This is a genomic window from Ferruginibacter paludis, assembly GCF_030409685.1.
GTDB classification, from domain to species: domain Bacteria; phylum Bacteroidota; class Bacteroidia; order Chitinophagales; family Chitinophagaceae; genus Ferruginibacter; species Ferruginibacter paludis.
In genome coordinates, this window is record NZ_JAUFQJ010000004.1 from 1 (window position 1) to 22,901 (window position 22,901).

The 22,901-nt window shown below is 39.0% G+C and carries 18 protein-coding genes, 3 tRNA genes and 1 other RNA gene; 10 read left to right on the forward strand and 12 right to left on the reverse strand.

The window, feature by feature from the left end; all coding sequences use genetic code 11:
• From QWZ08_RS05745 to QWZ08_RS05755, 3 genes are all read right to left on the reverse strand, one after another.
• A partial coding sequence (locus QWZ08_RS05745) for a hypothetical protein (protein WP_290336297.1) occupies nucleotides 1–667 on the reverse strand: 667 nt, incomplete at its 3' end.
• Nucleotides 668–853: 186 nt separating this feature from the next.
• Nucleotides 854–2,179, reverse strand: a complete 1,326-nt coding sequence (locus tag QWZ08_RS05750) for a phage integrase SAM-like domain-containing protein (protein ID WP_290336299.1) — start codon at nucleotides 2,177–2,179, stop codon at nucleotides 854–856.
• Nucleotides 2,180–2,425: 246 nt separating this feature from the next.
• Nucleotides 2,426–2,496: transfer RNA gene (locus QWZ08_RS05755), tRNA-Cys, on the reverse strand.
• Nucleotides 2,497–2,582: 86 nt separating this feature from the next.
• Here QWZ08_RS05755 and QWZ08_RS05760 point away from each other — a divergent pair.
• From QWZ08_RS05760 to QWZ08_RS05780, 5 genes are all read left to right on the forward strand, one after another.
• Nucleotides 2,583–3,467 (forward strand): nucleoside phosphorylase, encoded by an 885-nt coding sequence (locus tag QWZ08_RS05760; RefSeq protein ID WP_290336300.1) that lies wholly within the window; start codon nucleotides 2,583–2,585, stop codon nucleotides 3,465–3,467.
• A gap of 78 nt (nucleotides 3,468–3,545) precedes the next feature.
• The gene (gene dapF, locus QWZ08_RS05765) at nucleotides 3,546–4,328 is read left to right on the forward strand and encodes a diaminopimelate epimerase (RefSeq protein WP_290336301.1); all 783 of its coding nucleotides are present in this window, start codon (nucleotides 3,546–3,548) and stop codon (nucleotides 4,326–4,328) included.
• Between the two features lie 385 nt (nucleotides 4,329–4,713).
• The gene (locus tag QWZ08_RS05770) at nucleotides 4,714–5,652 is read left to right on the forward strand and encodes a magnesium transporter CorA family protein (protein WP_290336302.1); all 939 of its coding nucleotides are present in this window, start codon (nucleotides 4,714–4,716) and stop codon (nucleotides 5,650–5,652) included.
• Between the two features lies 1 nt (nucleotide 5,653).
• Nucleotides 5,654–6,118, forward strand: a complete 465-nt coding sequence (locus QWZ08_RS05775; protein ID WP_290336303.1) for an NUDIX hydrolase — start codon at nucleotides 5,654–5,656, stop codon at nucleotides 6,116–6,118.
• Nucleotides 6,119–6,709: a GNAT family N-acetyltransferase gene (locus QWZ08_RS05780; protein WP_290336304.1), complete on the forward strand. Its 591-nt coding sequence runs from the start codon at nucleotides 6,119–6,121 to the stop codon at nucleotides 6,707–6,709.
• 92 nt (nucleotides 6,710–6,801) lie between these two features.
• Here QWZ08_RS05780 and rnpB read toward each other — a convergent pair.
• The 7 genes from rnpB to QWZ08_RS05815 all read right to left on the reverse strand — a co-directional run bounded on the left by rnpB (nucleotide 6,802) and on the right by QWZ08_RS05815 (nucleotide 12,942).
• Nucleotides 6,802–7,217: RNase P RNA component class A (gene rnpB / locus QWZ08_RS05785), an RNA gene on the reverse strand.
• A gap of 117 nt (nucleotides 7,218–7,334) precedes the next feature.
• A complete protein-coding gene (locus tag QWZ08_RS05790; protein ID WP_290336305.1) occupies nucleotides 7,335–7,847 on the reverse strand; it encodes a VOC family protein in 513 nt (170 codons plus the stop codon).
• Nucleotides 7,848–8,194: 347 nt separating this feature from the next.
• Entirely contained in the window at nucleotides 8,195–9,433 is a 1,239-nt protein-coding gene (locus tag QWZ08_RS05795) for a carbohydrate binding domain-containing protein (protein WP_290336306.1), read from the reverse strand.
• A gap of 270 nt (nucleotides 9,434–9,703) precedes the next feature.
• The gene (locus tag QWZ08_RS05800; RefSeq protein ID WP_290336307.1) at nucleotides 9,704–10,423 is read right to left on the reverse strand and encodes a LytR/AlgR family response regulator transcription factor; all 720 of its coding nucleotides are present in this window, start codon (nucleotides 10,421–10,423) and stop codon (nucleotides 9,704–9,706) included.
• Between the two features lie 2 nt (nucleotides 10,424–10,425).
• The gene (locus QWZ08_RS05805) at nucleotides 10,426–11,571 is read right to left on the reverse strand and encodes a sensor histidine kinase (protein WP_290336309.1); all 1,146 of its coding nucleotides are present in this window, start codon (nucleotides 11,569–11,571) and stop codon (nucleotides 10,426–10,428) included.
• A complete protein-coding gene (locus QWZ08_RS05810; protein WP_290336310.1) occupies nucleotides 11,543–12,676 on the reverse strand; it encodes a lysophospholipid acyltransferase family protein in 1,134 nt (377 codons plus the stop codon). The genes QWZ08_RS05805 and QWZ08_RS05810 overlap by 29 nt, the downstream gene beginning before the upstream one ends.
• A gap of 125 nt (nucleotides 12,677–12,801) precedes the next feature.
• Complete coding sequence (locus QWZ08_RS05815) at nucleotides 12,802–12,942, reverse strand: hypothetical protein (protein WP_290336311.1); 141 nt, start codon at nucleotides 12,940–12,942, stop codon at nucleotides 12,802–12,804.
• Nucleotides 12,943–13,463: 521 nt separating this feature from the next.
• Between QWZ08_RS05815 and QWZ08_RS05820 the strand changes: the two genes are divergently transcribed.
• Nucleotides 13,464–14,861 carry a PAS domain S-box protein gene (locus QWZ08_RS05820; protein ID WP_290336312.1) on the forward strand — a complete coding sequence of 466 codons (1,398 nt, stop codon included), beginning with the start codon at nucleotides 13,464–13,466 and terminating at the stop codon, nucleotides 14,859–14,861.
• 87 nt (nucleotides 14,862–14,948) lie between these two features.
• Here QWZ08_RS05820 and rnhA read toward each other — a convergent pair whose 3' ends face one another.
• Nucleotides 14,949–15,413: a ribonuclease HI gene (gene rnhA / locus QWZ08_RS05825; protein WP_290336313.1), complete on the reverse strand. Its 465-nt coding sequence runs from the start codon at nucleotides 15,411–15,413 to the stop codon at nucleotides 14,949–14,951.
• 79 nt (nucleotides 15,414–15,492) lie between these two features.
• Complete coding sequence (locus tag QWZ08_RS05830; RefSeq protein ID WP_290336314.1) at nucleotides 15,493–16,695, reverse strand: NAD(P)-dependent oxidoreductase; 1,203 nt, start codon at nucleotides 16,693–16,695, stop codon at nucleotides 15,493–15,495.
• 121 nt (nucleotides 16,696–16,816) lie between these two features.
• Here QWZ08_RS05830 and hscB point away from each other — a divergent pair, with 121 nt between their 5' ends.
• The 4 genes from hscB to QWZ08_RS05850 all read left to right on the forward strand — a co-directional run bounded on the left by hscB (nucleotide 16,817) and on the right by QWZ08_RS05850 (nucleotide 22,867).
• Complete coding sequence (hscB, locus tag QWZ08_RS05835) at nucleotides 16,817–17,296, forward strand: Fe-S protein assembly co-chaperone HscB (protein ID WP_290336315.1); 480 nt, start codon at nucleotides 16,817–16,819, stop codon at nucleotides 17,294–17,296.
• Nucleotides 17,297–17,323: 27 nt separating this feature from the next.
• Nucleotides 17,324–17,410: transfer RNA gene (locus QWZ08_RS05840), tRNA-Leu, on the forward strand.
• Nucleotides 17,411–17,453: 43 nt separating this feature from the next.
• Nucleotides 17,454–17,527 (forward strand) — tRNA-Lys (locus QWZ08_RS05845).
• A gap of 411 nt (nucleotides 17,528–17,938) precedes the next feature.
• Nucleotides 17,939–22,867 carry a PAS domain S-box protein gene (locus QWZ08_RS05850; RefSeq protein ID WP_290336316.1) on the forward strand — a complete coding sequence of 1,643 codons (4,929 nt, stop codon included), beginning with the start codon at nucleotides 17,939–17,941 and terminating at the stop codon, nucleotides 22,865–22,867.
• The last annotated feature ends 34 nt before the right edge of the window (nucleotides 22,868–22,901 follow it).

A 22,901-nucleotide genomic window follows, 5' to 3' on the forward strand; every position in this document is an offset into this window, starting at 1 on the left:
TGGCGGCATCCAGGGCTGCAAAAAACTGCCGGGCGACTTCTATTCCCTTTTGCAGTTCGGCCTTTTCTTTGGGAGTCAGCCGCGATATTTTTTGCAGGCGGGAAAGATTTTGTTTCAGCTTATCCTTGTCAACGCCCAGCAAGCTGTTTAACAGCATCGCTGAGGGATCATTGGCCGGAGGAACTGTAACTCCGCTTAATTTACAAAAAACAAAAAATATAATGGTGAGGGAAGGAATGGAGTGCTGGCTTCGTTTACATTTTTTTAAGGTCTCATCTGCCAGCACTGACTTTTCTTTTTCTGCCATCACCATGTCAAGGGTGGGAAGAAAATCGCGGTAATAAAATGGCAGGTAAAGAAAAAAACTAAAAGTGATCAGCAGGATGATGCCTACCGGGAAAAAGGTAACCAGCAGCAACTTAAAAGATGCCATACCCGATAAAATTGCCACCACAAAAGCCAGGGAAATCATTAATGCAAAATGGAATAATACCTGCCGGTACCAAAAAGCAGCAATGAGTTTCTTGCGGGTGGCTTCCGGACTCCAATGCAGAAAAACCTGCTGGTAGTTTAAATGGGTAGTTGTAAACGTGGAGCGAATATAATCCGGTTGTATGGGCATGTCAAACATCAGTAAGGACATTGCCTGCTGCATCAATTCTTTCATCACTTATCCTTTTTATAAATTTACAAAATTTTCCATAGGATTAAAAATGAACCTTGCCTCAGACTGAATTCTTCCAACTATCTACAAACAGTAAGTCATAGACAGTTATATTCTTGAATAAATCAACGTTTAAAATGATTAATTTGACAAAATTATTTTTTAAACATTATCAAAAAAAGGCCCTGACTATTGTAGTTCCCCTCTTTCTTTCCAAATATCTTTTATTTTATAAGCTGCCTCTTCTGGAGAAATACGGATGTATTTATAAAAGTCCTTTTCACTCTTGTGTCCACTTATTTTCATAATAAGCGAAACTGGAGTTCCAGCTAAAAACTCGTTCGTGCAAAAAGATCTCCGGCAAGTATGAGAAGTTATCCAGTCGCATTTGGAACGGGTTTCCGTAATTAATTTATTTCCTTTTTTAAAGGAGTGAGTAATTGGCTCAGTAATTCCTGCAAGGCGTGCTAAATTCTTAATATGCCGGTTGAATTCGGGGTTTGTTGGTGGCTTAAAGTTCTCAAATGAACGACATTCTAAAATCTTCAATGCGTCTGTCCTTAAAGGAATAACAACCCAGTGATCAGATTTTTGTTGCTTTTTGAATAGCATTCCATCTCTCAGGTCGTGTTGCTTAATTTTTGAAAAATCCGAGAATCGCAAACCCGTTAAACATCCCAATATCAGGTCATTTCGATAATCAACCAAATGAGGATGGTTTACCAGGTTTACATTCTTTATGGCATTTATTTCTTTTATGGACAGATATACAGCGTCTACGTCAACCCGGAAAACGATCCAGTCTTCCATGTCAAAAGAAGGAATAATTCCTTTTTTAATTCTGTCTTTTAAAAAAGTCTTCAGTTGGTTTATTGTCTTACCTACCGTATTCGTTTTTAAGCCTATGACATCGTCTCTTCTCCTGCGATGAACATAATCATACGTTAAAAAATCAACCAGTTCTTCGTAAAAGTCGAATCCCAATGTATCAAACGTAATTGCCCTCTTGCGGAACTGCTCGAAAGCCAGCAAATGATCTTTCATGTTGCGGTAAATCCTGGGCATATCCGGCGAAACTTTTTTTGTTTTCACTTTTATATACTGATCTATCTGGAAGTAAATATCCTTATTGCGATAAACATCATTTAAAATATCACTTTTATCCTTTGTAGCAAGATCATGCAAAACATGGTCTATCCTTTGACCAGGCTTATAATAGTTTTTAAAAAATTCCAAGGGATTTTCTTTCCTGCGCTTTGCCAATGAAATAATATCATCTGCATATTTTAACTCTTGTTGCAATTGATGGTTTAATTCAATTGCATTACCAAATAACTCAGGCAAGGCATCCGAAACCCGCCCTTTTTTTTCAATCCAGTATTTTGGAGGGATTGATAACCCTGAATCCAGTAATGCTCGCTTTTCACTGGTGAAACAATATTGGATTGCAATCGTACTGGTATTGTCCTTCTTAATTTTTGCTGTTTTACAAACAGCCTTCACTTGCAAATTCATACATTTCATTTTAGCTTTTACTATCATGCTTAAGACTGTAGTGTCGTAATTCGCCCTTAATTGATACTCGCTAATTTTCGGTCTATTTTTTAGTCTATCAAATAATCAATTAAAGGGGGTAAAGCTGAAAATGAAGGTAAAGACAGTAGGAGGAAAAATTTGTTATAACAACCTGAAAATAAGTTGCTTACAGTAAGGATAGGTAAAAATAGAGAAGGGGATTATCTTACCGATAATCCCCTTCAGAGGTCCCGAGCAGATTCGAACTGCTGTAGAAGCTTTTGCAGAGCTTTGCCTAGCCACTCGGCCACAGGACCTTTTTTAAACGAGTGCAAATATAGGGGATTTTTATTTTAGAAAATCTAATTACTATATCCGAAATTCGGCATTCAAATATTATTTTATGAGCGGTCGCATTGCGGAATCGGAATTAATTATCAACGACCGGGGTGCAGTATACCATATCAATTGCAGGCCCGAAGAGATTGCCTCTACTGTCATTACCGTCGGCGATCCTGGCAGGGTGAAAGAAGTAAGTAAATATTTTGACCGGATGGATTTTAAAAATGAACACCGGGAATTTGTTACACATACCGGCTGGCTTGGAAAAAAACAAATCAGTTGTGTTAGCACCGGCATAGGCCCTGATAATATTGACATTGTATTAAATGAACTGGATGCACTGGTAAATATTAATTTTGAAACACGCATGATCAACGAACAGCTCCGTTCGCTTAACATTATTCGGTTGGGCACGTCTGGTTCGCTGCAAAAAGAAATTGGCGTAGACAGCTTTGTAGCCAGCACTCACGGCCTTGGCCTGGACAATATGATCAACTTTTATCGTACACAAAGCAATGATGCCGACATACAACTGATACAGGCTTTTAATACCCATACGCAGTTAAATTCAGGCAATATTGCTCCCTATATTTTCATGGCCAGCGTGCAGTTATTAAAACATTTTACAAAAAATTATCACCAGGGTATTACAGTTACCTGTCCGGGTTTTTATGCGCCGCAGGGACGGATTCTGAGGCTTGGACTGGCTTACCCGCAATTGATTGATCAATTAACAAGTTTTAGTTTTGGTAACCACCGCATTACTAATTTTGAAATGGAAACAGCTGCCATTTATGGATTGGGTACAGCGCTGGGACATCATTGTTTAAGTTTAAATGCCATTGTTGCTAACAGGATCAGTAAAGAATTTTCTGCAGACGGCGGGCTTGCGGTTGATAACTTAATTAAACAATCATTGGAAATTATAGAAAAAGAAATTGAATGATGTGTTGGGTTATTTTAAGATTGAATTATTGGGATATTGAGATATTTGAGCATCTTTACGAATAAACAGTGGATAAGTATGAAAATCAACTTTTTTAAATACCATGGTACAGGCAATGATTTTGTGATTCTGGACAATTATCATAATGAAGTTACGTCACTGACTACCAAACAAATTAAACTGATTTGCGACAGGCACTTTGGCGTCGGCGCAGACGGCCTGATGTTACTGGGTAAAAAGGAAGGATACGATTTCGAAATGGTGTATTACAATGCGGATGGCAATCAGAGCACCATGTGCGGCAACGGTGGACGTTGCCTTGTTAAGTTTGCCCATAACCAGGGTATACATAAAAGCTTGTATCGTTTTATCGCCATAGACGGTACACACGAAGCTGAAATTGACAGCGATGGTACGGTGAGTTTAAAAATGCAGAATGTGAATGAGGTCGATTACCATACACACCACGCTATTATCAATACCGGCTCGCCACATTTTGTTAAGTTTACGGATGCAGTTGAAGATATTGATGTAGCCGCAACAGGTGCTGACATTCGCTACAGCAAGGCTTTTGCCGACGAAGGCATTAATGTGAATTTTGTAGAAACCATTAATGAAGACACTATTTATGTTCGCACCTACGAACGCGGCGTTGAAAATGAAACCCTAAGTTGCGGTACCGGAGTTACAGCCGCAGCCTTGTTAAGCGCTCACAATCAAAGCGGGTTTAATACGGTAGATGTAAAAACTCCCGGAGGCCGGTTAAGTGTTGAATTTGATAAAATTGATGATAATCATTTTGACAACATCTGGCTTTGCGGTCCTGCAGAATTTGTGTTTAAAGGTGAGATGAATATTTAACCAGTTTGACCGTCCCATAATGCCTGTAAATGACAGCACAATGGCATAAAGCAGCAGTCAGGATAAATACCTGGATGACGCTGATTGCAGGAATTAACAGTAAAACGGCGGTTAAAATACGATGATGGATATATAAGCAGCTTTTTAGGTATGACGTCAATGGATAAACGCTTTCGCTTTCCCGGCAAAAATATAACAGCACAGGAGTGCAATCCCGGTAAAATCGTGAATGGCTGTCAATGAAACTGAATTAATAAACCTCAACTGGCACAATATCATCATTTACAAACAGTATGCAACCACAACTACACAATCATCTGCTAACCAAATAAAATCAGCCATCAAAAATCAGCCATCTGCCATTTCAACGCCGCTATAAAAAAGAATGATACAATACTTTAAAAACATAGATCACCAAACCATTGCCGTTGACAAACCTGCCGCCGATACCTGGGTGAATGTGTTGCCTCCGCTAAAACAGGAAGAGTTTAATGAACTAAGCGTTTCGCTGGAAATACCAATCGATTTTTTGACAGATTCATTGGATATTGATGAACGCAGCCGGTACGAAATTGATGACAATGTAAAACTGGTAGTAATAAAAACGCCTACCGAAAATAATTCGTTTAACGAAAGTGATGCCTTTTATATAACCATTCCTATTTGCATCATATTAACACACAACCAGATTGTAACAGTTAACTCATTTGAAAACGAAGCCATCAAAAAATTCCTGAATACTTTTCAAAACCGCAGCATGGATAAAAAGAACATGATGGTGCTGAAAATATTTGAAAAGGTGACGAACAATTTCCAGGATTACCTGAAGGAAATTAACCTGCGGCGCAATACGCTGGAACAAAAATTATATATTGCCAACAGAAATGAAGAGTTGCTTCAGCTGATGCGCATTCAAAAAAGCCTGGTGTATTTTATTACTGCCTTGCGCAGCAACGAATTGCTAATGATTAAAATGGCCCGGACAAATTTTTTACAATTAAATGAAGATGAAAAAGATTTTCTGGATGATTTGGTAGTGGAAACAAGCCAGGCCCTTGAGATGGCGAACACTTATACCAACATACTGAACAGCACGCTGGATGCCTTTGCCAGCATCATCAGCAACAACCAGAATGAAGTGCTGAAACGACTTACAACACTTACGATTTTTTTAAGTGTCCCCGTTTTAATAGCCAGCATTTACGGTATGAATGTACCAATTCCCTATAAGGATACGCCGTATGCTTTTTGGGTACCGGTCATTATTTCAATGATTATTGTGGTTTTTGTAATCATTAACTATATTAAACGTGTAAAAAAATAAGATGAGTAAATTTAATGTAAGGGTATACGGTATTTTATTAAACGAAAATAAACAGGTATTGGTAAGTGATGAATACATCAGGGGAAGTTATTATACCAAATTTCCGGGAGGCGGATTGGAATTTGGAGAAGGCACCAGGGACTGTTTGCAAAGGGAATTTAAAGAAGAGGTTAACCTGGATGTGCGCATTGGTGAACATATTTATACCACTGACATTTTTCAGATGAGTGCCTTTACGCCCGACCACCAGATCATTGCTATTTACTATTTTGCGCATGCACTGGAACCGATTACTGCTCCAATTAAAACCACTGAATTTGATTTTGATGAAGCGCAGCTGGCTATATATGAGCAAACCAGGCAAATAGAAACCGTTCGTTTTATTGACTGGGAAAATTTTAAACCAGAAGCGGTTACACTTCCGATTGATAAAATTGTGGCTGCTTTAGTAAAAGAAAAATATTAGATGATGAACCCTGCAGATTTTTTTAACACAGAACATGTACTGGAAAACAACCGTGCCAGGCTGGAGCCTTTACAGGAAAAACATTATGGCTTGCTGTTACCCATCGCCATGGAAAAAGTGTTGTGGCAATTCACCAGCAATACCATTCTTAACGAAGCGGATTTTAGAAAATATTTTGATGTTGCATTAGCCGAAAGACAGTCCGGCACAGCTTATCCGTTTGCTGTATATGATAAACTCAATAATTGCTATGGCGGTTGTACCCGTTACGGCAATATTGCGTTTGCACATAAAAGAATGGAAATTGGCTGGACCTGGTATGCACCCAACCTGCAGGGAAGTGGCATTAATAAAGCGTGTAAAAGTCTGTTGCTGAATTTTGGATTCGATGAATTACAACTGAACAGGATTGAGTTAAAAACCAGTCAGCTCAATTTAAAATCGCAGGCGGCCATGTTAAAAATTGGTGCGGTGAAAGAAGGCATTTTGCGCAACCACATGATAACAGATAATGGTACGGTTAGAAATACAGTGTACTTCAGTTTTATAAAAGAAGAGTGGCCGGCGGTGAAAAACAGGTATGAGTTATAAGTTTTAAGTTATAAGTTAAACGTAGGGATTAAAGTTAGCAATAAGTATCCAGGATCAAGTATCCAGAAACCAGCATCCACCATCAAGTCAAAAAAATCTATCAGCCAATAAGCCGGATCCTGTTATCCTGATTACTCAGAACGGCCATCATTTATCTGGCCTTGCCATTACTGACAAGATCTTGCTGCCTACCCTTCCCGGCACATATTGCTATGATAGTAAGCGGGCAGCTTACATTACGCAACGATCAGTTAGCCGATCGTTCATAAACCGGGATGTACATGGCATTACAGCACACAAGGTTTACCCGTCTTTTACATTACTATAAAAAACCGTGAGCTCTTACCTCACATTTTCACCCTCATCCCGACACAAGTGTCGGGACAGTTATTTTCTGTGGCACTGTCTCTTACCCTTTTACAGGTAGCCGGCGCTTAACCGGTGTGTTGCCCTGCGCTGTCCGGACTTTCCTCTCCAGTTAAACTGGAGCGATAGCCTGACTGATAGAACTTCAAAGTTAGCTTTAATTTATTGCACAAAAAGTAAAAGCCAGCATGGCAATATCGCTAAGCTGGCTTTTGATAAGTGATGTTTGATCATCGTCACTTTTAGATACTTCAAATTATTAATGATGTTGAAGCTGGTTTGAATACGCCTTCTTCAATGCAGCAATATCGATCTTCTTCATCTGCATCATTGCATGCATAACACTTTCCGATTTTGCTGAATCTTTGTCTGCAAGCATATCTGGTAATATGGTTGGTGTTACCTGCCATGATAACCCGAATTTATCTTTTAGCCAGCCGCATTGCTGGGCTTTTTCATCTCCGCCCTGTGTAAGCTTGTTCCAATAAAAATCAATCTCCTCCTGCGTTTCACAATTGATCACAAATGATACTGCCTCATTAAATTTAAATAACGGACCACCATTGAGTGCTAAAAACTGCTGCCCTTCCAGCCAGAATTCTACAGTTAATACTGTGCCCTCCGGCATTTTATGTATTTCAAACCCTTCTTTACCATAGCGGGTAATTCTGCCAATTTTCGAATTTTTAAAAATAGATGTGTAATACTTTGCAGCTTCTTCAGCCTGCCTGTCAAACCATAGGTTTGAGGTGATTTTCTGCAATGTTGCCATGATCTTAATTTTTAATGATTATTAACTTTGGAATCAGAAAAAATTTTTTCGGTTAATTATTTTTCCGCGCCATTTTCACTGCTAAGTTGCAAAAACGATTCCACTTATGCCATTGAAATAATCTGAAATTTAAATACATCATATAACTATACAAAACGTTCTGATGAACAATGTTAAAGAAACCCCCACTCAGAATGAATGGGATTTTCTTTGACATTTCAATATTTCTAATTGGCTATCTTAATTATTTTAAAGTGCTTTTTAGTATTTCACTCTGTCACTTCTCAATATAAGCGCCTACTTTATATCCGTTCTCAGCTTTACAACTCTTGCTAACAACGGCTTGATTATTCCTTTAAATCGACCGCAATCTTCGCATTTTTTTGCTCTGTGGAAGAAATGAAAATTTCATAGCGTTTACCCGCCGCCGTTAGTATCATCAACGAAGTATTGGGTGGTATCGAACCCAAATTATCCGCCACCATTACCAGTTCATGATGCGGATGTTCCTTATCTACTTTTATTTTAAACGTGATAGGCTTTGCCGTAAGACCGGCATGCGCCACCAGTAATTGGTTGTTGTGATAAATGGTGACAGTATCTCCATCTATCTCTCCATTATCATACAGCTCAATTACCATCTCTGTGGCTTCAGTTTCAATCTTCTTTATTAATGGATTTGCACGGGTGGCTATCATAGTCGGAACAGGGACTTTAGATAAATTATCTGTTTTAACCATGGCAGGTGCTACAGGCTTTACCGCAAGCGGAACGCTGGAAATATCAGCATTGCTTTTTTTAGCATTAGCCAAAGCAGGGACAGGTTGCTTTATAACGGGTACCGGTTTCTTTTCTGCCTTTACTTCATCCGGTTTCGCCGGCAATGGTACTGGTTGTATAGTAACCGGCAATTCAGGCAACCTGCATTCTTTAATTAAAATATCATCCATTGCGAAATCATTACCACAGCCACCATTGGCATTGTCATCCATTTTTATGGCTACCACTGTTGCTCCCGGCGGAACGGTAAACAGGCCCGTGTATTTTTTCCAAACGGGTTGTGTTGTGGGTGAAATAACACCTGTTGAAAACCGGGCTATTTTGAAATCGCCGGAAGAAATGTCGATGCTGATGTCAGGAGAATAAATGGTACCGCAATTTCCGGTGATGCAGATATTTACAAACCAAACTGAAAATTCGTAGGTAGTATTGGGCTTGAGTCCTGAAATATAATTGATAAAAAATGTACCCGGATCTTCTGAAGCATTCACCACCATCATCCTCCCGTCTGCATCACCGGCGGTGTGGTCTTCTGCTAACGTATGCCAGTTGCCGCCAAAACAATCACTGGTATAAGTTGCATAGGTATAATCGCCATCATTGGGACATACAAAATTTACTTTATGATAGTTAGGCGGACGAACAGCTGTTACCTCTTTGTCCGGCTCGCCGGTTCCAAAATCAATATTGATTACAGGTCCTTTAAAATTACAGTCGTATTGCTGACCTTTCGCCTGTTTAAAGAAGCAGCATGCCATCAGGATAAAAATAAAATATAGTATGGAGAGCAATCTGTTTTTGTACATGGCGATTATCTTTAACTGTATCAGAAAATATTTCGATTGATTGCAGCCTTGCAAAAAATCGGATACCATTTTTATATGCTTTAAAATTATTGATAATTTACGGCTGGTGTTAGCCGCTTGTCACAAAATACAATACGCGGCTAAAACCGGAACTAGATAACAGCTATTAAAAAAATGAGTGGAAATGCCAATTTGAAAGGAAGAAAAACAATGTACGTTTGAATCATCGACGAGAACTCGTGGCTATTTGGTACATCGCTGTAATTTAAATTACCGCATCAGTTTTTGTTCCATGCGTTTCATAAAAATATCCCTGTAATTGGCTCCAATGGGAATGCGGCCGGGAACCTTTTTTAAACTCAACTCGTTGTTTTCCATTCCGGAAATTTGTTTTAGGGCAACGATGTAGGATTTATGAATGCGCATAAAGCTGCCGGAAGGCAGTCGCTCTTCAATTTCCTTCATAGTAAGATGGGCCATTGTTTTACGCCCACCCTGGTGAAACGCGATGTAATTGTTCATGGCCTCAACATAATCGATATCGTCCAAATCAATTTTGAGCATTTTGCCGCGTTGGCCTGTTTTTACAAAAATATAATCGTTCGGTAATGATTCGGTAAATACAGAGGTTGGTGGAGCAGGGCTTTCAGCAACCCTTTGCACGGCTTTTACAAAGCGGTTAAAATCGATGGGTTTCATTAAATAATCCACCGCATCCAGTTCATAGCTTGTTACTGCAAACTCTGAATACGCGGTACAGAAAATTACTTTGGTAATTTGATTGATGGTTTTCATAACCTCAATGCCATTCATTTCATCCATCTGTATATCTAAAAAAACCAGGTCTGGCTTTTCAGTTTTTATTATTTCAATACCGGCTAAAGGGTTGGTTTCAGTAGCAATTAATTTACAATCAGGAAGCCGGTTAATATAATTTTTTAGCACATTGATGGCGGGCTGCTCATCATCAATTATCACACATTTTATCATGCCTAGGTGTTTACTGTTAATTCAAAAGTATAGAAATCTTTGTCATCACAGGCATTCATACTATACTTTCCTTTAAAAGCTACATCCAGCCGCTTGCATAAATTGGCCATCCCTATATTGTGGGATGATATTTCTAAATTGTTTTTCCTGACTTTGTTTTTACAATAAAAATATACCTGTCCGGGTTTTAATTGCACCCTGATTTTTAAAGGGTTTTTGGCATCTTTTAAATCACCATATTTAAAGGCGTTTTCAACTACGGTAATCATAGATAAAGGCGGCAACATCTGGTCTGTTACTTCACCTTCAATTACATATTCAATTACCTTGGAATAGGCAAAACGAATATTATTGATCTCAATCAGTAAGTGAAGGTTGTCTAACTCTTTCTGCACAAAAACTTTATCACTGTCGTACTCCACACTTTCCAGAGAGTAACGCATAATGCGGGACAGTTTGGAGATATTATCTGCCAGGTCCTGCGAATGTTCCAGTGCCTGGGAAAAAAGTACATTCAATGTATTATGTAAAAAATGGGGATTTACCTGCGAGCGCAAAAAGGCATATTCCAGCATTAGTTTGTCTTTCTGCGATTTTAATTCCTGCTGTTTTAAGATAGAATTTTCCAGTTCGTTGCGAAGTTTTTCTTCCTGTAATTTTCTTAATTCGCGTTCTTTTTTGAATGACTCCGTAATATGAAAATAAAGCATGGAGTAAGAGGCCGCCTGAACATATTGAAGAACGGCCTCGCGTAAAAAAACGCCTAATTTATCAGAACTATTAATCTTCATTCCGAGAAGCGGCAGAAGGAGATAAATATAGCAATATGCAATAAGAGCCATTACAAGAAAAACTATAAAAAAAGATGCAACGCTCCAAATCGGCCCCCATACTTTATAAATATTTAGAAAGTACAGACTAACATAAAATGTGATGCAAAATGGAATAAGGTACAATATAATATTAAGGAGTTTAATATTAGGATTACCCATATAATTAGCAATATAAATAAAGCTTACATACAGCACCCAGGCACTAACATGCAATAATACTTGTGAATATTTTTTCTTTTCTGCAGGAGCACCGCTTGCCATTACAAGTCGATTCATAGGTAGCCCTTCAGACGTAGTTGATAACACCTTGCTCATACAATTGATTAAACAATGAATCTTCCATACAGTCTTTTTTAACTGCCCCCATACTGCACTTTGTTAATATATCATATAAGTGATCAGTTATGGTATAAAACGAGTAAGTACCTTTTCTTAATAAAAATGATGTGCCATTTATTTTAAAAATACCAAATCGGAATGAATTGAGAGAAACTTTTTCTGTAGGCATTCCAACGTTTTTACTCTCTGACGCTTTATCCATATTTATAATGTTGGCTACCTTGTGAATATATAACCATCCCTCCCACTGCCCTGGGTAAGCTGTAATGATAGGGGCAATAAGATCATAAATTTGCTGGGTAGTTTCTTGTGCAAACAAGCTTCTTTCCTTCGACAGATCAGGAAAAATAGGATCAAAAAATTTAAGTTTTATATTTTCTTTTGATTTTCGGTAGCTGGTTGCCGTTATTATTGGAACATTTGCAGCATGTGCCAAAAATGCGATGCCCTTTCGGGCATATATTTGCTGGTGCAAAAAATCTACAATACAACGGTTGTCATTCTTTGTAGTCGCTGCACCAGAACCTGTATTACCATCCATGTATAAAACCAGACTTCTTCCTCTTTTCAGCTCCCGCAGCATTTGCAAACCTACGTTGGCTTTTTCCGCATCAATAATACTGAAATTATTTTCGTCGGCATTCCCTGGCAAACTATTGTATATATTCTGGAATTGAATCCCATCTCGTTGAACCACATCTTCACCCACTACCAATGAATACGGAATTTTGTTTTTCATCAGAAAAAGATTAAGCAGCCTGTAAGATCCTGTATGAAAAGTGCATATAATCGTGGGTTTATTTTTTAACAGGAGCAAAATCTCATCAGTACAATTTTCCATATCAACATACTCAAGCGATTCATAGTTGGATTGTTCCAAAATACTCAATTTTTTGTGCAACAAAATATCTTTATAAATACTTTCATGCTTTTCAAAGTCAATGGCAGGAAGATAGTTGCTCAACGCAGCACTTACCATGTTCATCTGTCCGTTTAGATATTCATCTTCTTTTGTTTTGAAGTCTGCAGTAAAATCATTAATAAGTCTGTCCCTTTCTTCGGTATAAGTAAGTTGACACATGATATTGTAATTGAAGTGTGATAAAAATTAATTCAAAAAATGAGCAAATGAAAAAAGGAACCCCATTAAAGATTCCTTTTTTAAGAGGTTAGTCATATCAAGTATTTTGCCTTCATAAAAAATGACTATGTAGCAGATATTTGCGTGCTCACTCCACAACTACCTTCTGAAAGAAAGTTCAATGTGTTTTCCACTGTTGCTTTCAATTTCGCTTCCAGTTCTTCGATTGTTAATGCGTTTGCAAAAATGTTTTCTTGTAAAGTCATGATTTTAAGTTTTAAGATTTTTTGAAATGTGAATGATTGAGTGTTCAATTTATTTTACAACCCAAAGATGATTGTAAAGGCCTGATCAAAAAAAAGCTTTACGTAAAATCCGGTATTACAGACGTGAAAGCGGCTTTTATAATTGTGAAACAGTTTTTCCATAGTTTAATATTATACCCGATCCATTGTGTAGAGGTTTAAAGAACAAGATATTTATGCCGGACTGGCTTTTTAAGAAGCGAATATTACGTGAAACGCCTTATTGTGGTGGTGTAAATAATTTTTTGGTGAGTGTTGAGCAAACAGCTGATTTATCTTTGTCCCAGCACACTACCTACTGAAACGGAATGAAAAAATGCCAGGTATTCTATACTTTATTGATTGATTTACAATCATTATTTTCCTGTACCGTTTGATAGCGCCGTGTATCATTTAAACAAGCTCCTTTAGTTGAACTACCGGATTGTATATGGTTATCGCAATGGTAAATGACAAAAATTATGATTGAAATTAAACCCTGTATGAAAATTTTAATACTGGAAGATAACCCGTTCGATGTGCAGCTTGTTAAAGAATTGCTTGAGAATGAAATGAATGAACCGGAATTTTACTGCACTAATAACCTGGATGGCTACATGGAAGCACTTGATTGTTTTGAACCGGATGTTGTGTTGTCTGATAATTGTTTACCCCAGTTCACAGCGGTAGATGCGTTAAGTATTTTACGAAGCCGTTCAAAGGATACACCGTTTATTTTACTATCGGGATCTGTATCGGAAACAGTAGCTGTTGATATCATAGAAAAAGGTGCAACAGATTTTATTCTTAAAGACAGGATGGCCAGGTTACCAATGGCAATAAAAGCTGCCTGTAAACAGAAAATATCGAACGGACAGGTGATAAACTATGAGCATGCACTAAACGAGACTGCGATCATTGCTATAACTGATAGTAATGGTGTAATTACCTATGTAAACAAAATTTGCTGCGATATCTCTGGTTACCAGGCGTCTGAAATTATGGATAACAACCAGTACATTATGCATGCGGGTTATCAGCATGCGGGTTATTACAGCAAATTGTGGTCAACCATACAAAGTGGTACTACCTGGCATGGAGAGTTTTTAAATTTTACTAAAGAAGGTGAACCATATTGGGTAGACACAATCATTATCCCTTTTAACGATGAACATAACAACCCCTGTCAATATCTCGCCATCAGTAACAATATTACTGACCGCAAAAAACTCGAAGCCGCCCTTGCAGAGCAGCAACACAATGAACAAAAAAAAATAATCACTACTGCACTGGCAGCTCAGGAAAACGAACGAAACATTATAGGGAGGGAACTGCACGACAATGTTAACCAGTTGCTGGTAGCAACCAAACTGATGATTTCGCTGATGATTCAGCGGGCAGGCAGCGCAGGTATTGCGGACGATTTATTACGACAATGCAATGAAAATATTTTTGTAGCTATCGAAGAAAACAGAAAAATAGCGAGGGTATTAGCCAGTCCCGATTTTGAAACCGAAACCCTGCCGGATCAATTAAGAAAACTTACCGAATCTATGCTAACAATAGCCGGGTTATCAATTCAGATTGATACCCGGCTTTTTTCAGAATCTATGCTGAACAAACAACAAAAACTCGGTATTTATCGCATTTTGCAGGAACAATGCACCAATATTGTAAAGCACGCCTTAGCTAAAAATGTTTATATAACCCTTCAAACTACCGATCATATTTTTAAGATGATTATAGCTGACGATGGTCAGGGAACGGACACTGGCACTGATGTAAAAGGAATTGGATTAAAAAATATTGCAGGTCGTGTTGAAATGTTTAATGGATTGGTTTGTACTAAATCTTCTCCCGGCTGTGGGTTTACACTCGAAATTGAAATACCGTTACCTTAGCCGGCTGACTAAACTACCATACAAATTTCTTTTTTAAGATTTAGTCAATGCTGAAAGATTTTTTACCAGTATTTTTCAGACACATTGCTATAATCCTTCTTCATATCCTGCATCTGCCAGCAGGTTTTTTCCATCTGCAGCGGCCGTGGCCAGTTCGTCGCAACGGTTATTCAAAGGATTATCTGCATGGCCTTTTACCCACACAAAGCGAATGGTAAATTTCTTTGCCAGTTCATAATAGTGTTTCCACAAATCCTTGTTTTTTTTGCCACCTTTAAAATCTGTTTTTATCCAGTTTTTTAGCCAGCCTTTTTCTACTGCATTCACAACGTATTGGCTATCCGAGAAAACCGTTACCGGCAACTCATTTTTTTTGATGGCTTCCAGGCCCGCTATCACCGCCAGCAATTCCATCCGGTTATTGGTGGTAAGCCGGTAGCCCTGCGACAACTCCTTGCGATGCCGGCCAAATAATAAAACAGCCCCATATCCCCCCCTGCCAGGATTACCCCTCGAAGCGCCATCTGTATACAACTGAATTTTTTCCTCCATGTAATGTTTTAAAATTGATCGTCAATCTATATTTAATAATGAAAAGATTATACACCATACTGTTTATTCCGTGCGGTAATCACAAAGCACCCACATACTCCCGCATATAATCATAAGGTGAATTTAATATACCCGCCTTTAAGATAGTTGCCTTGTTCAGCGTTTCACTTCCACCTTTTCTTACATCCTCCAGTACAAATTTTATTAATTGTTCGCCAAAATACCTGCTCGCATCCCTTGGTAACTCATTAGGTAAATTGCCAACAGCCATTACATCTACAGAGTTGGGTAAATAGGGTGCAGTGCGCTCAAAAGTATTTTTATCCACACCGTAAACCGGTTCTGCAATGGTACTTTCGCCCAGGTTGCAGGGCACCGAGCCATGTATATCATCTGTTATATCAGCAATGGTGGTAATACTGAAACTGCTGGCCTGCATATCTGCTAATTCAAATAACCGGGGTATATCCCGGTTCCAGTAAATACCGTTCAGTAAAATATCTGTTTCGCCTGCGTAATCAATAAATTTACACCGGTAGTTGACCGGATGCAGGTGAAAGTCGTTTCGGTTGTACAAACCTGTTTGTTTATGTGCATACAGGTCTCCCCCTTTTAAATGAACGTACACAGGGTAAGTAAATTTCTTTTGCAGGTAATCTTCCGCCTCCACTTCATGAATGCCCAGGAGATTCATTATCTCCAGCACGCCATGCGCCACCCGCCCGCTGCCGGTGACTGCTACTTTTATTACCGGCACTTTTAAACCAAAATAAGTATGTATCAGCTTTTGAAAACTGTTTACTTCATAAACACGCTGCAGGTGAAAAAGATTGGTTCTGTTGCCAAACGCCATCATACCATTGTGCGCACCGACTATACCTGCAAAAAAACCAAACCCAATAATCCGGGTGCCGTCTTCATGTTCCAGGCACTCATAATCAATCAAAGTAATTTTTTTTTCAGCCATGGCATGTATCATCTCCCTGTTGTATGGCTGTAATTTTTTTGTGTGGGAAAAAAAGAAATAAGTTTTTCCATCAATCAACATTGAAACGGGTACTTCCTTGATGCCCATCAGTACATCACACGCACTCATATCTTCCTGCACAGGTATACCTGCCAGCTGGTACTCTTTATCGCTGTAACAGCGGCTGGCGCTATGCTGAACAGTAACCCGTATATCCTTGAAATTTTTATGCAGCCACTTGCATTGCGCCGGCGTAAGCGCCACACGGCTATCGCAGGGTACTTTGCCTTCTCTGATCAAACCTATTTTTAGCATGGCCTTCTTTTAAACCGGCAAGGTATTACATATACTGATACCGTTTTACCAATTTGTACTTTTTACTATTTTGGGGTAACTATAATTTGGAATTTTATTATTACAATTTGACATTTGCGCAATGAATTATTTTGACTTATTTGAGCTGCCCGTAAGTTTGCAGGTGGACGATAGCCATCTTGCAAAAAAGTATTTTGAATTACAAAAAAAATATCACCCCGACTATTTTACTCACTCCACCGACGAAGAGCAGGAAGACGCCCTTGAGAAATCGTCTGCAGTAAATAAGGCGTTAAAAATTTTAAAAGATAAAGACAGTACTATTAAGTATGTGCTGCAATTAAAAGGGTTGCTGGAAGAAGAAGAAAAATACCAGCTGCCACCTGATTTTTTAATGGAGGTAATGGAACTGAATGAAGAACTAAGCGATGATTCAGCCGCCGCCATACATGATTTTGAAAAGGAGATTTACTCCGGCGTAAAAGCCATTATTGAAAATTATAATGATGCTATAGTTACAACTGCAGACCTGTTAAAAGTGAAGGAATATTATTTTAAGAAAAAATATTTGCAACGTATTTTGGACAGGTTGGCTGATTGATGTAATATTGCAACCCGTTAGATAAATGCCCATGTGGCGGAATTGGTAGACGCAGCAGACTCAAAATCTGCCATTCGCAAGGGTGTGAAGGTTCGATTCCTTTCGTGGGCACCAAAAAGCAAAACAGCAGTTTTGCTTTTTTTATCGGTAAGATAAAGACTCCTTAGCTCAGCTGGTTAGAGCTACTGACTCTTAATCAGTAGGTCCAGGGTTCGAGTCCCTGAGGGGTCACTGATAAAAAAGTAAAACAGCCTTGATAGTATCCACTTTCAAGGCTGTTTTACTTTTCTGCCAAAACAATGCTACTACTTTTCAATTAATACTTATACATAATAAGGAATAAGGGAGAGGGAATGAAATGTTATGGATAAATAGTAAACCCATACAGCTGGCTGTGCCAGCAATCTTTTTAGAAAGCTGAAGTAGAAACCTGACTACAGGAAAAAAGGAATTTAATTACAGTGAACAATACCGCATCCAATTATATTCGTTTGTTTTATTAACTGTAAAAGCTGGCAGCAGTCTTCAGTTCAACGCCTTTATGCGGAGACATCAGCGATGCGCCAGTTTACAGATAAATAAAAGAGATTCAGTTGTTTTGTCCGGAATTCAGACGGTTCATTATCCAATATTCTAATTTCTATGCTCAAAAACCTGCCGGGATATCAATCTATTATTGAACAAGCTGTTGTCCCGATTATTCTTACAAAAGCAGATGGCAAGATTTTAAAAGTAAATAAAGCTGCCTGCCAGTTGTTTGGTTATACCACCCAGGAACTTAATGACAAACGACTGGACTGCATTATAGATCACACTGAAATTGATACCTTCTTAATAAGAGGAAATGCAAACGGCCAGCAAAAAGAAGAAACTGCAGGCATAAAAAAAAACGGGCAAAGAATACTCCTTGAAATTTCTTATACTATTTTCTTTAATGAATCAGACGAACAATGTTTCTGCATCATCCTTCAGGATATAACAGCAAGAAAGCAGGCGGAACAGGAAATCAACTTACTGCTCAATCACACAAATGAATCATTTCTGCTACTCGACAACGACCTGCACATAGTTAATTTTAACAGGCAGTGTGCACAATTATATAACACCCGCCTGCAGCTGCAAATTGAAAAGGGACGGCATATTCTTGATTATGTTCAACCGGAAAGAAAACAAATTGCAACCCAAATATATGCCCGGGTTTTAAGTGGTCACACGGAAAGAACCGGGTTTTCCTTCCGGGATAAAAATGGAATCATTACGTCATTTGTCTGCAGGTATGCACCGTCGATAGATAACAATAACAGGATTATTGGTGCCTTTGTAACCATACTTGACACTTCCGCACATAAGCCATGCCAGCAAACCTCCGTTAACCAAAACAGTTTATTGAACCACGCAGAAAACAGTTACCGGGAGATATTTGAAAACTCCAGTGAAGGTATTTTAATACACGGCATTGAAGACGACCTGCTGACTGATGTAAACCAGGCTGCATGCGAAATGCTGGGTGCAGCCAAAGAAAATATTTTACAAACTGATCCCGCTGATTTGATGGCGGGCATGCCGGGCTATACAGCCGGTGTGGCAAAGGAAAAATTTGCAAAAGCAGCTGCCGGTAATCCGCAGTTGTTTGAATGGTTAATCAGGCGTGGCGATGGCAACTTAACCTGGGTAGAAATAAGTGTAAAAAAGGCCAACATTGCCGGCACTGACCGAATCTTGTCATTTTTAAGATTGATAAACGACCGCAAAAAAGCGGAACTGGATAAAGAATCTGAAAGGCAAAAAAAAGAAGCCCTCATCAATAATACCGAAGACCTGATGTGGAGTATCAGCAGTGACTATAAGTTAATTGCGGTTAACCATGCGTATGAAAAAATGATGGAGGCGGTGAATGCAAAAGTTCCGCAAGAAGGAGACAATGTATTCAAGAAAGAATTTGGTAAAACGTTAAATGACCGGTGGAAAGCATATTATGAAAGAGCACTGAATGGAGAAAAATATTCTATCAGGGAAGAAGTGTATAACCCGGCTAACCAAAGAACAGAATATGGACTGATATCCTTCTGCCCCATGTACAATGACGGTGAAAAACCTTTTGGCGTAGCCTGCTACTCTAAAAATATTACAGAAGATACTTTGAACAGGCTGGCACTGGAGGATGCCAAAACCAGGCTGGATGAAATTATGCAATCCACGCTGGATGTAATCTGTACAGTAAATCCCGATGGATTATTTGCAGATGTAAGTGCTGCATCGGAAAAAGTATTTGGATACACTCCCGGTGAGATGATTGGCAAGCCTGTTTTTGATTTTGTGTTTGCTGAAGACCGTGATAAAACCAAACACCAAATTGACAGCATCAGGAATGGTAACGGCACCAATAGTTTTACAAACCGTTACATAAAAAAGGACGGCTCGCTGGTTACCATTGAGTGGAAGGCTAAATGGGATGAAAAGAATCAAAAAAGGTATGCAGTGGCAAGAGATGTGACGGAGAAAATAAAAGCCGAAGAACAAAAAGAATTTGAAAAAAGAAATAATGAGGCCCTTATAAACAGTACAGATGATTTAATATGGAGTGTTGGCGTAAATTCAAATTTGATTGCTGCCAATGAAGCATTTATCAAAAGTTTCCGGGAACAGACAGGCGTTACGCTTCAGCCTGGCGATTCTATGATTGACAAAAATAGTTTTCCTGAAGCGATGCTGAAATCATGGCAAAAAATACTTGGCAAAACCCTGTCGGGAGCATCCTATAAAAAGGAAGTTTACAGCCCGCCAATGGCTAAAAGAAAAGAGGCCTGGTTTGATATTAGTTTTAACCCTATTTACACAAATGGTGAAGTGATGGGCATTGCCTGCTATGCAAGAAATATAACAGATCGAAAAAAGACAGAAGAGCAAATAAAACAAAGCCAAACCTTGTTGGCAGAGGCACAGCGGCTGGCTAAACTCGGAAGCTGGAGTTTTGACTTTAAAGCAGATACATTTACCTGGTCGGATGAGTTGCATCATATTTTTGGTACAGATAAAAATACATTTTTACAAACACATGGTTCATTTATAAAGTTGATAGATAAAGCAGACAAGCAATCGGTAATGCAAACCAAAAGCCATTCACAAAAAACCGGTAAGCCTTATGTGATAGAGTATCATATCACCACGCCAGCCGGTGATAAAAAAATTATTCAGGAACACGGATATAGTGAAAAAGATTCAAAAGGCAATATCATCCGTTTGTTTGGAACAGCGCAGGACATTACTGAAAGCAGGAAAAATCAGGAAGAATTAAGGATTTCCGAAGAGCATTACAGAATCCTTTTTCAATACAGCCCGATGCCAAAATGGATTTACGACCTGGAAACTTTTCAAATTAAAGATGTAAACCTGGCAGCTATTTCGCATTACGGATATAGCCTGAGTGAATTTTTGGAGTTAACCCTTATGGACTTAATGCCAGACAGTGAAAAGGCCACCTTAAAAGCAAAACAACAGGTTGCAAGAGAGGGCATTTTTTACTTTGGTTTATGTACGCATCAAAAGAAAAATAAATCAATGATCCAGGTGGAAGTATCTGGTAACAAAATTATGTATCATGGCAGGAAGTGTATGACGGTGTTGTGTAATGATGTTACACAAAGAGAAATTACCCTGGATTTGCTGTTGGACAGGGAACTGAAATTAGACAATGCGCTGCGGATTGCTAAACTTGGATATTGGCAAACTGATTTAACCAATAACAGCTTATACTGGTCCGCAGAAGTATTTAGCATTTGGGAGTATAAATTGAACCAACCGGATTTTGAATTCTTTCTGTCCTCCATCCATCCGGATGACGTGGAAGCTTTTTTTAAGGCACGGCGCGCTGTTCTCAACGGTCAAAAAGATCTTGACGTAGAACACCGCATCGTGATGACAGACGGCTCCATTAAATGGGTTCATGAAAAAGGACAATTAGAAAAAAATGAGCGGGGCGAACCTGCTTTTCTAACAGGAACTGTACAGGACATTACAGCACAAAAATTACTGGCAGTATCACTTGCAGAAAGTAACCAGCGGTACAAGTTTGTTGCAAAAGCTACCTCGGATGCCATCTGGGATTGGGATTTGGTCACTGATATGATTTATTGGGGAGACGGTATTGACTCCATTTTTGGTTATCGCTACAGCCAGCTGAATGTTCATAGTAATTTTTGGAACTACAATATTCATCCGGATGATATAGGTAAAATAATGAAGAGTATCAATGCTGCAATTGAAGGCGTACAGGAAAACTGGTTTGCTGAATACCGTTTTCTAAAAGCCAATAACGAATATGCCTTCGTTACTGATAAAGGATTTGTAATCAGAAATGAACAAGGTAAAGCAATCAGGATGGTAGGCGCTATGCAGGATATTACCCAACAAAAGCAAAAAGAGCAGCACCTTAAATTACTGGAATCAGTTATCATAAATGCCAGTGACGCTGTAATGATTATTGAAGCCGCCCGTGGGGATGAAGCAGAAATGCCAATTGTTTACATTAATGATGCCCTCACAAGGATGACTGGTTATACTGCAGGTGAATTAACTGGCAAAACGCCTAAAATGTTTCAGGGTCCACAATCCTGCGGCAACGAAATGAAACGCCTGGAATCTGCCATCAGGGCGGAACAGCATTGTACCATTACTACTGTCAATTACAAAAAGAACGGCGAAGCATTTTGGATCCATATGTCTGTAAGTCCCGTATCAAACGAAAAAGGATGTGTTACGCATTGGATTGCTATCGCAAGGGATGTAACGGAAGATAAGCTGTCCGCAATACGGCTCAACACATTGAATGAAAATTTGGCAAAGCATGCCAAAGAGTTATCCATATCGAATGCTGAGCTGGAACAATTTGCTTTTGTAGCCTCGCACGATTTACAGGAGCCGTTGCGGATGGTAACCAGCTTTTTAATGCTCCTGGAAAAGAAATACAAAGATGTACTGAATGACGATGGAAAAAAATATATCAGTTTTGCTGTGGACGGAGCTAAACGGATGAGGGAAATTATACTCGATTTACTTGAATTTTCAAGGGTGGGAAAAGTAGAAGACAATATGGAAACACTGGACATGAATAAGTTGATCGAAGAGACTAAGCTGCTTTTCAGGAAAGATATAGAAGATAAAAAGGGAGTTATAAATGTAGGCTCACTGCCAAAAGTGTATGGTGCGCAGGTTCCCCTTCGCCAGGTTTTTCAGAATTTAATAGGCAACGCGTTGAAGTACAGTAAAGCTGACCTGCCAGCGAGGATTGATATCGCATGTACTGAGTTGCCCGCACATTGGCAATTTTCAGTAGCCGATAATGGGATAGGTATTGACAATGCCTACCTCGATAAAATATTTATCCTCTTCCAGCGACTTCACAAAACAACGGAGTACGCAGGCACAGGCATCGGCCTTGCAATTACAAAGAAAATTATTGACAATCTCGGCGGCACTATTTGGGTAAATTCCCGCGAACAGGAAGGCAGTACTTTCAATTTCACACTGCCAAAAATTGCTGCATCTGATACCACCGCCAAAGTCATCGAATGACAACTATTTAAAGAAGCAGGCACCAAAAATTTTA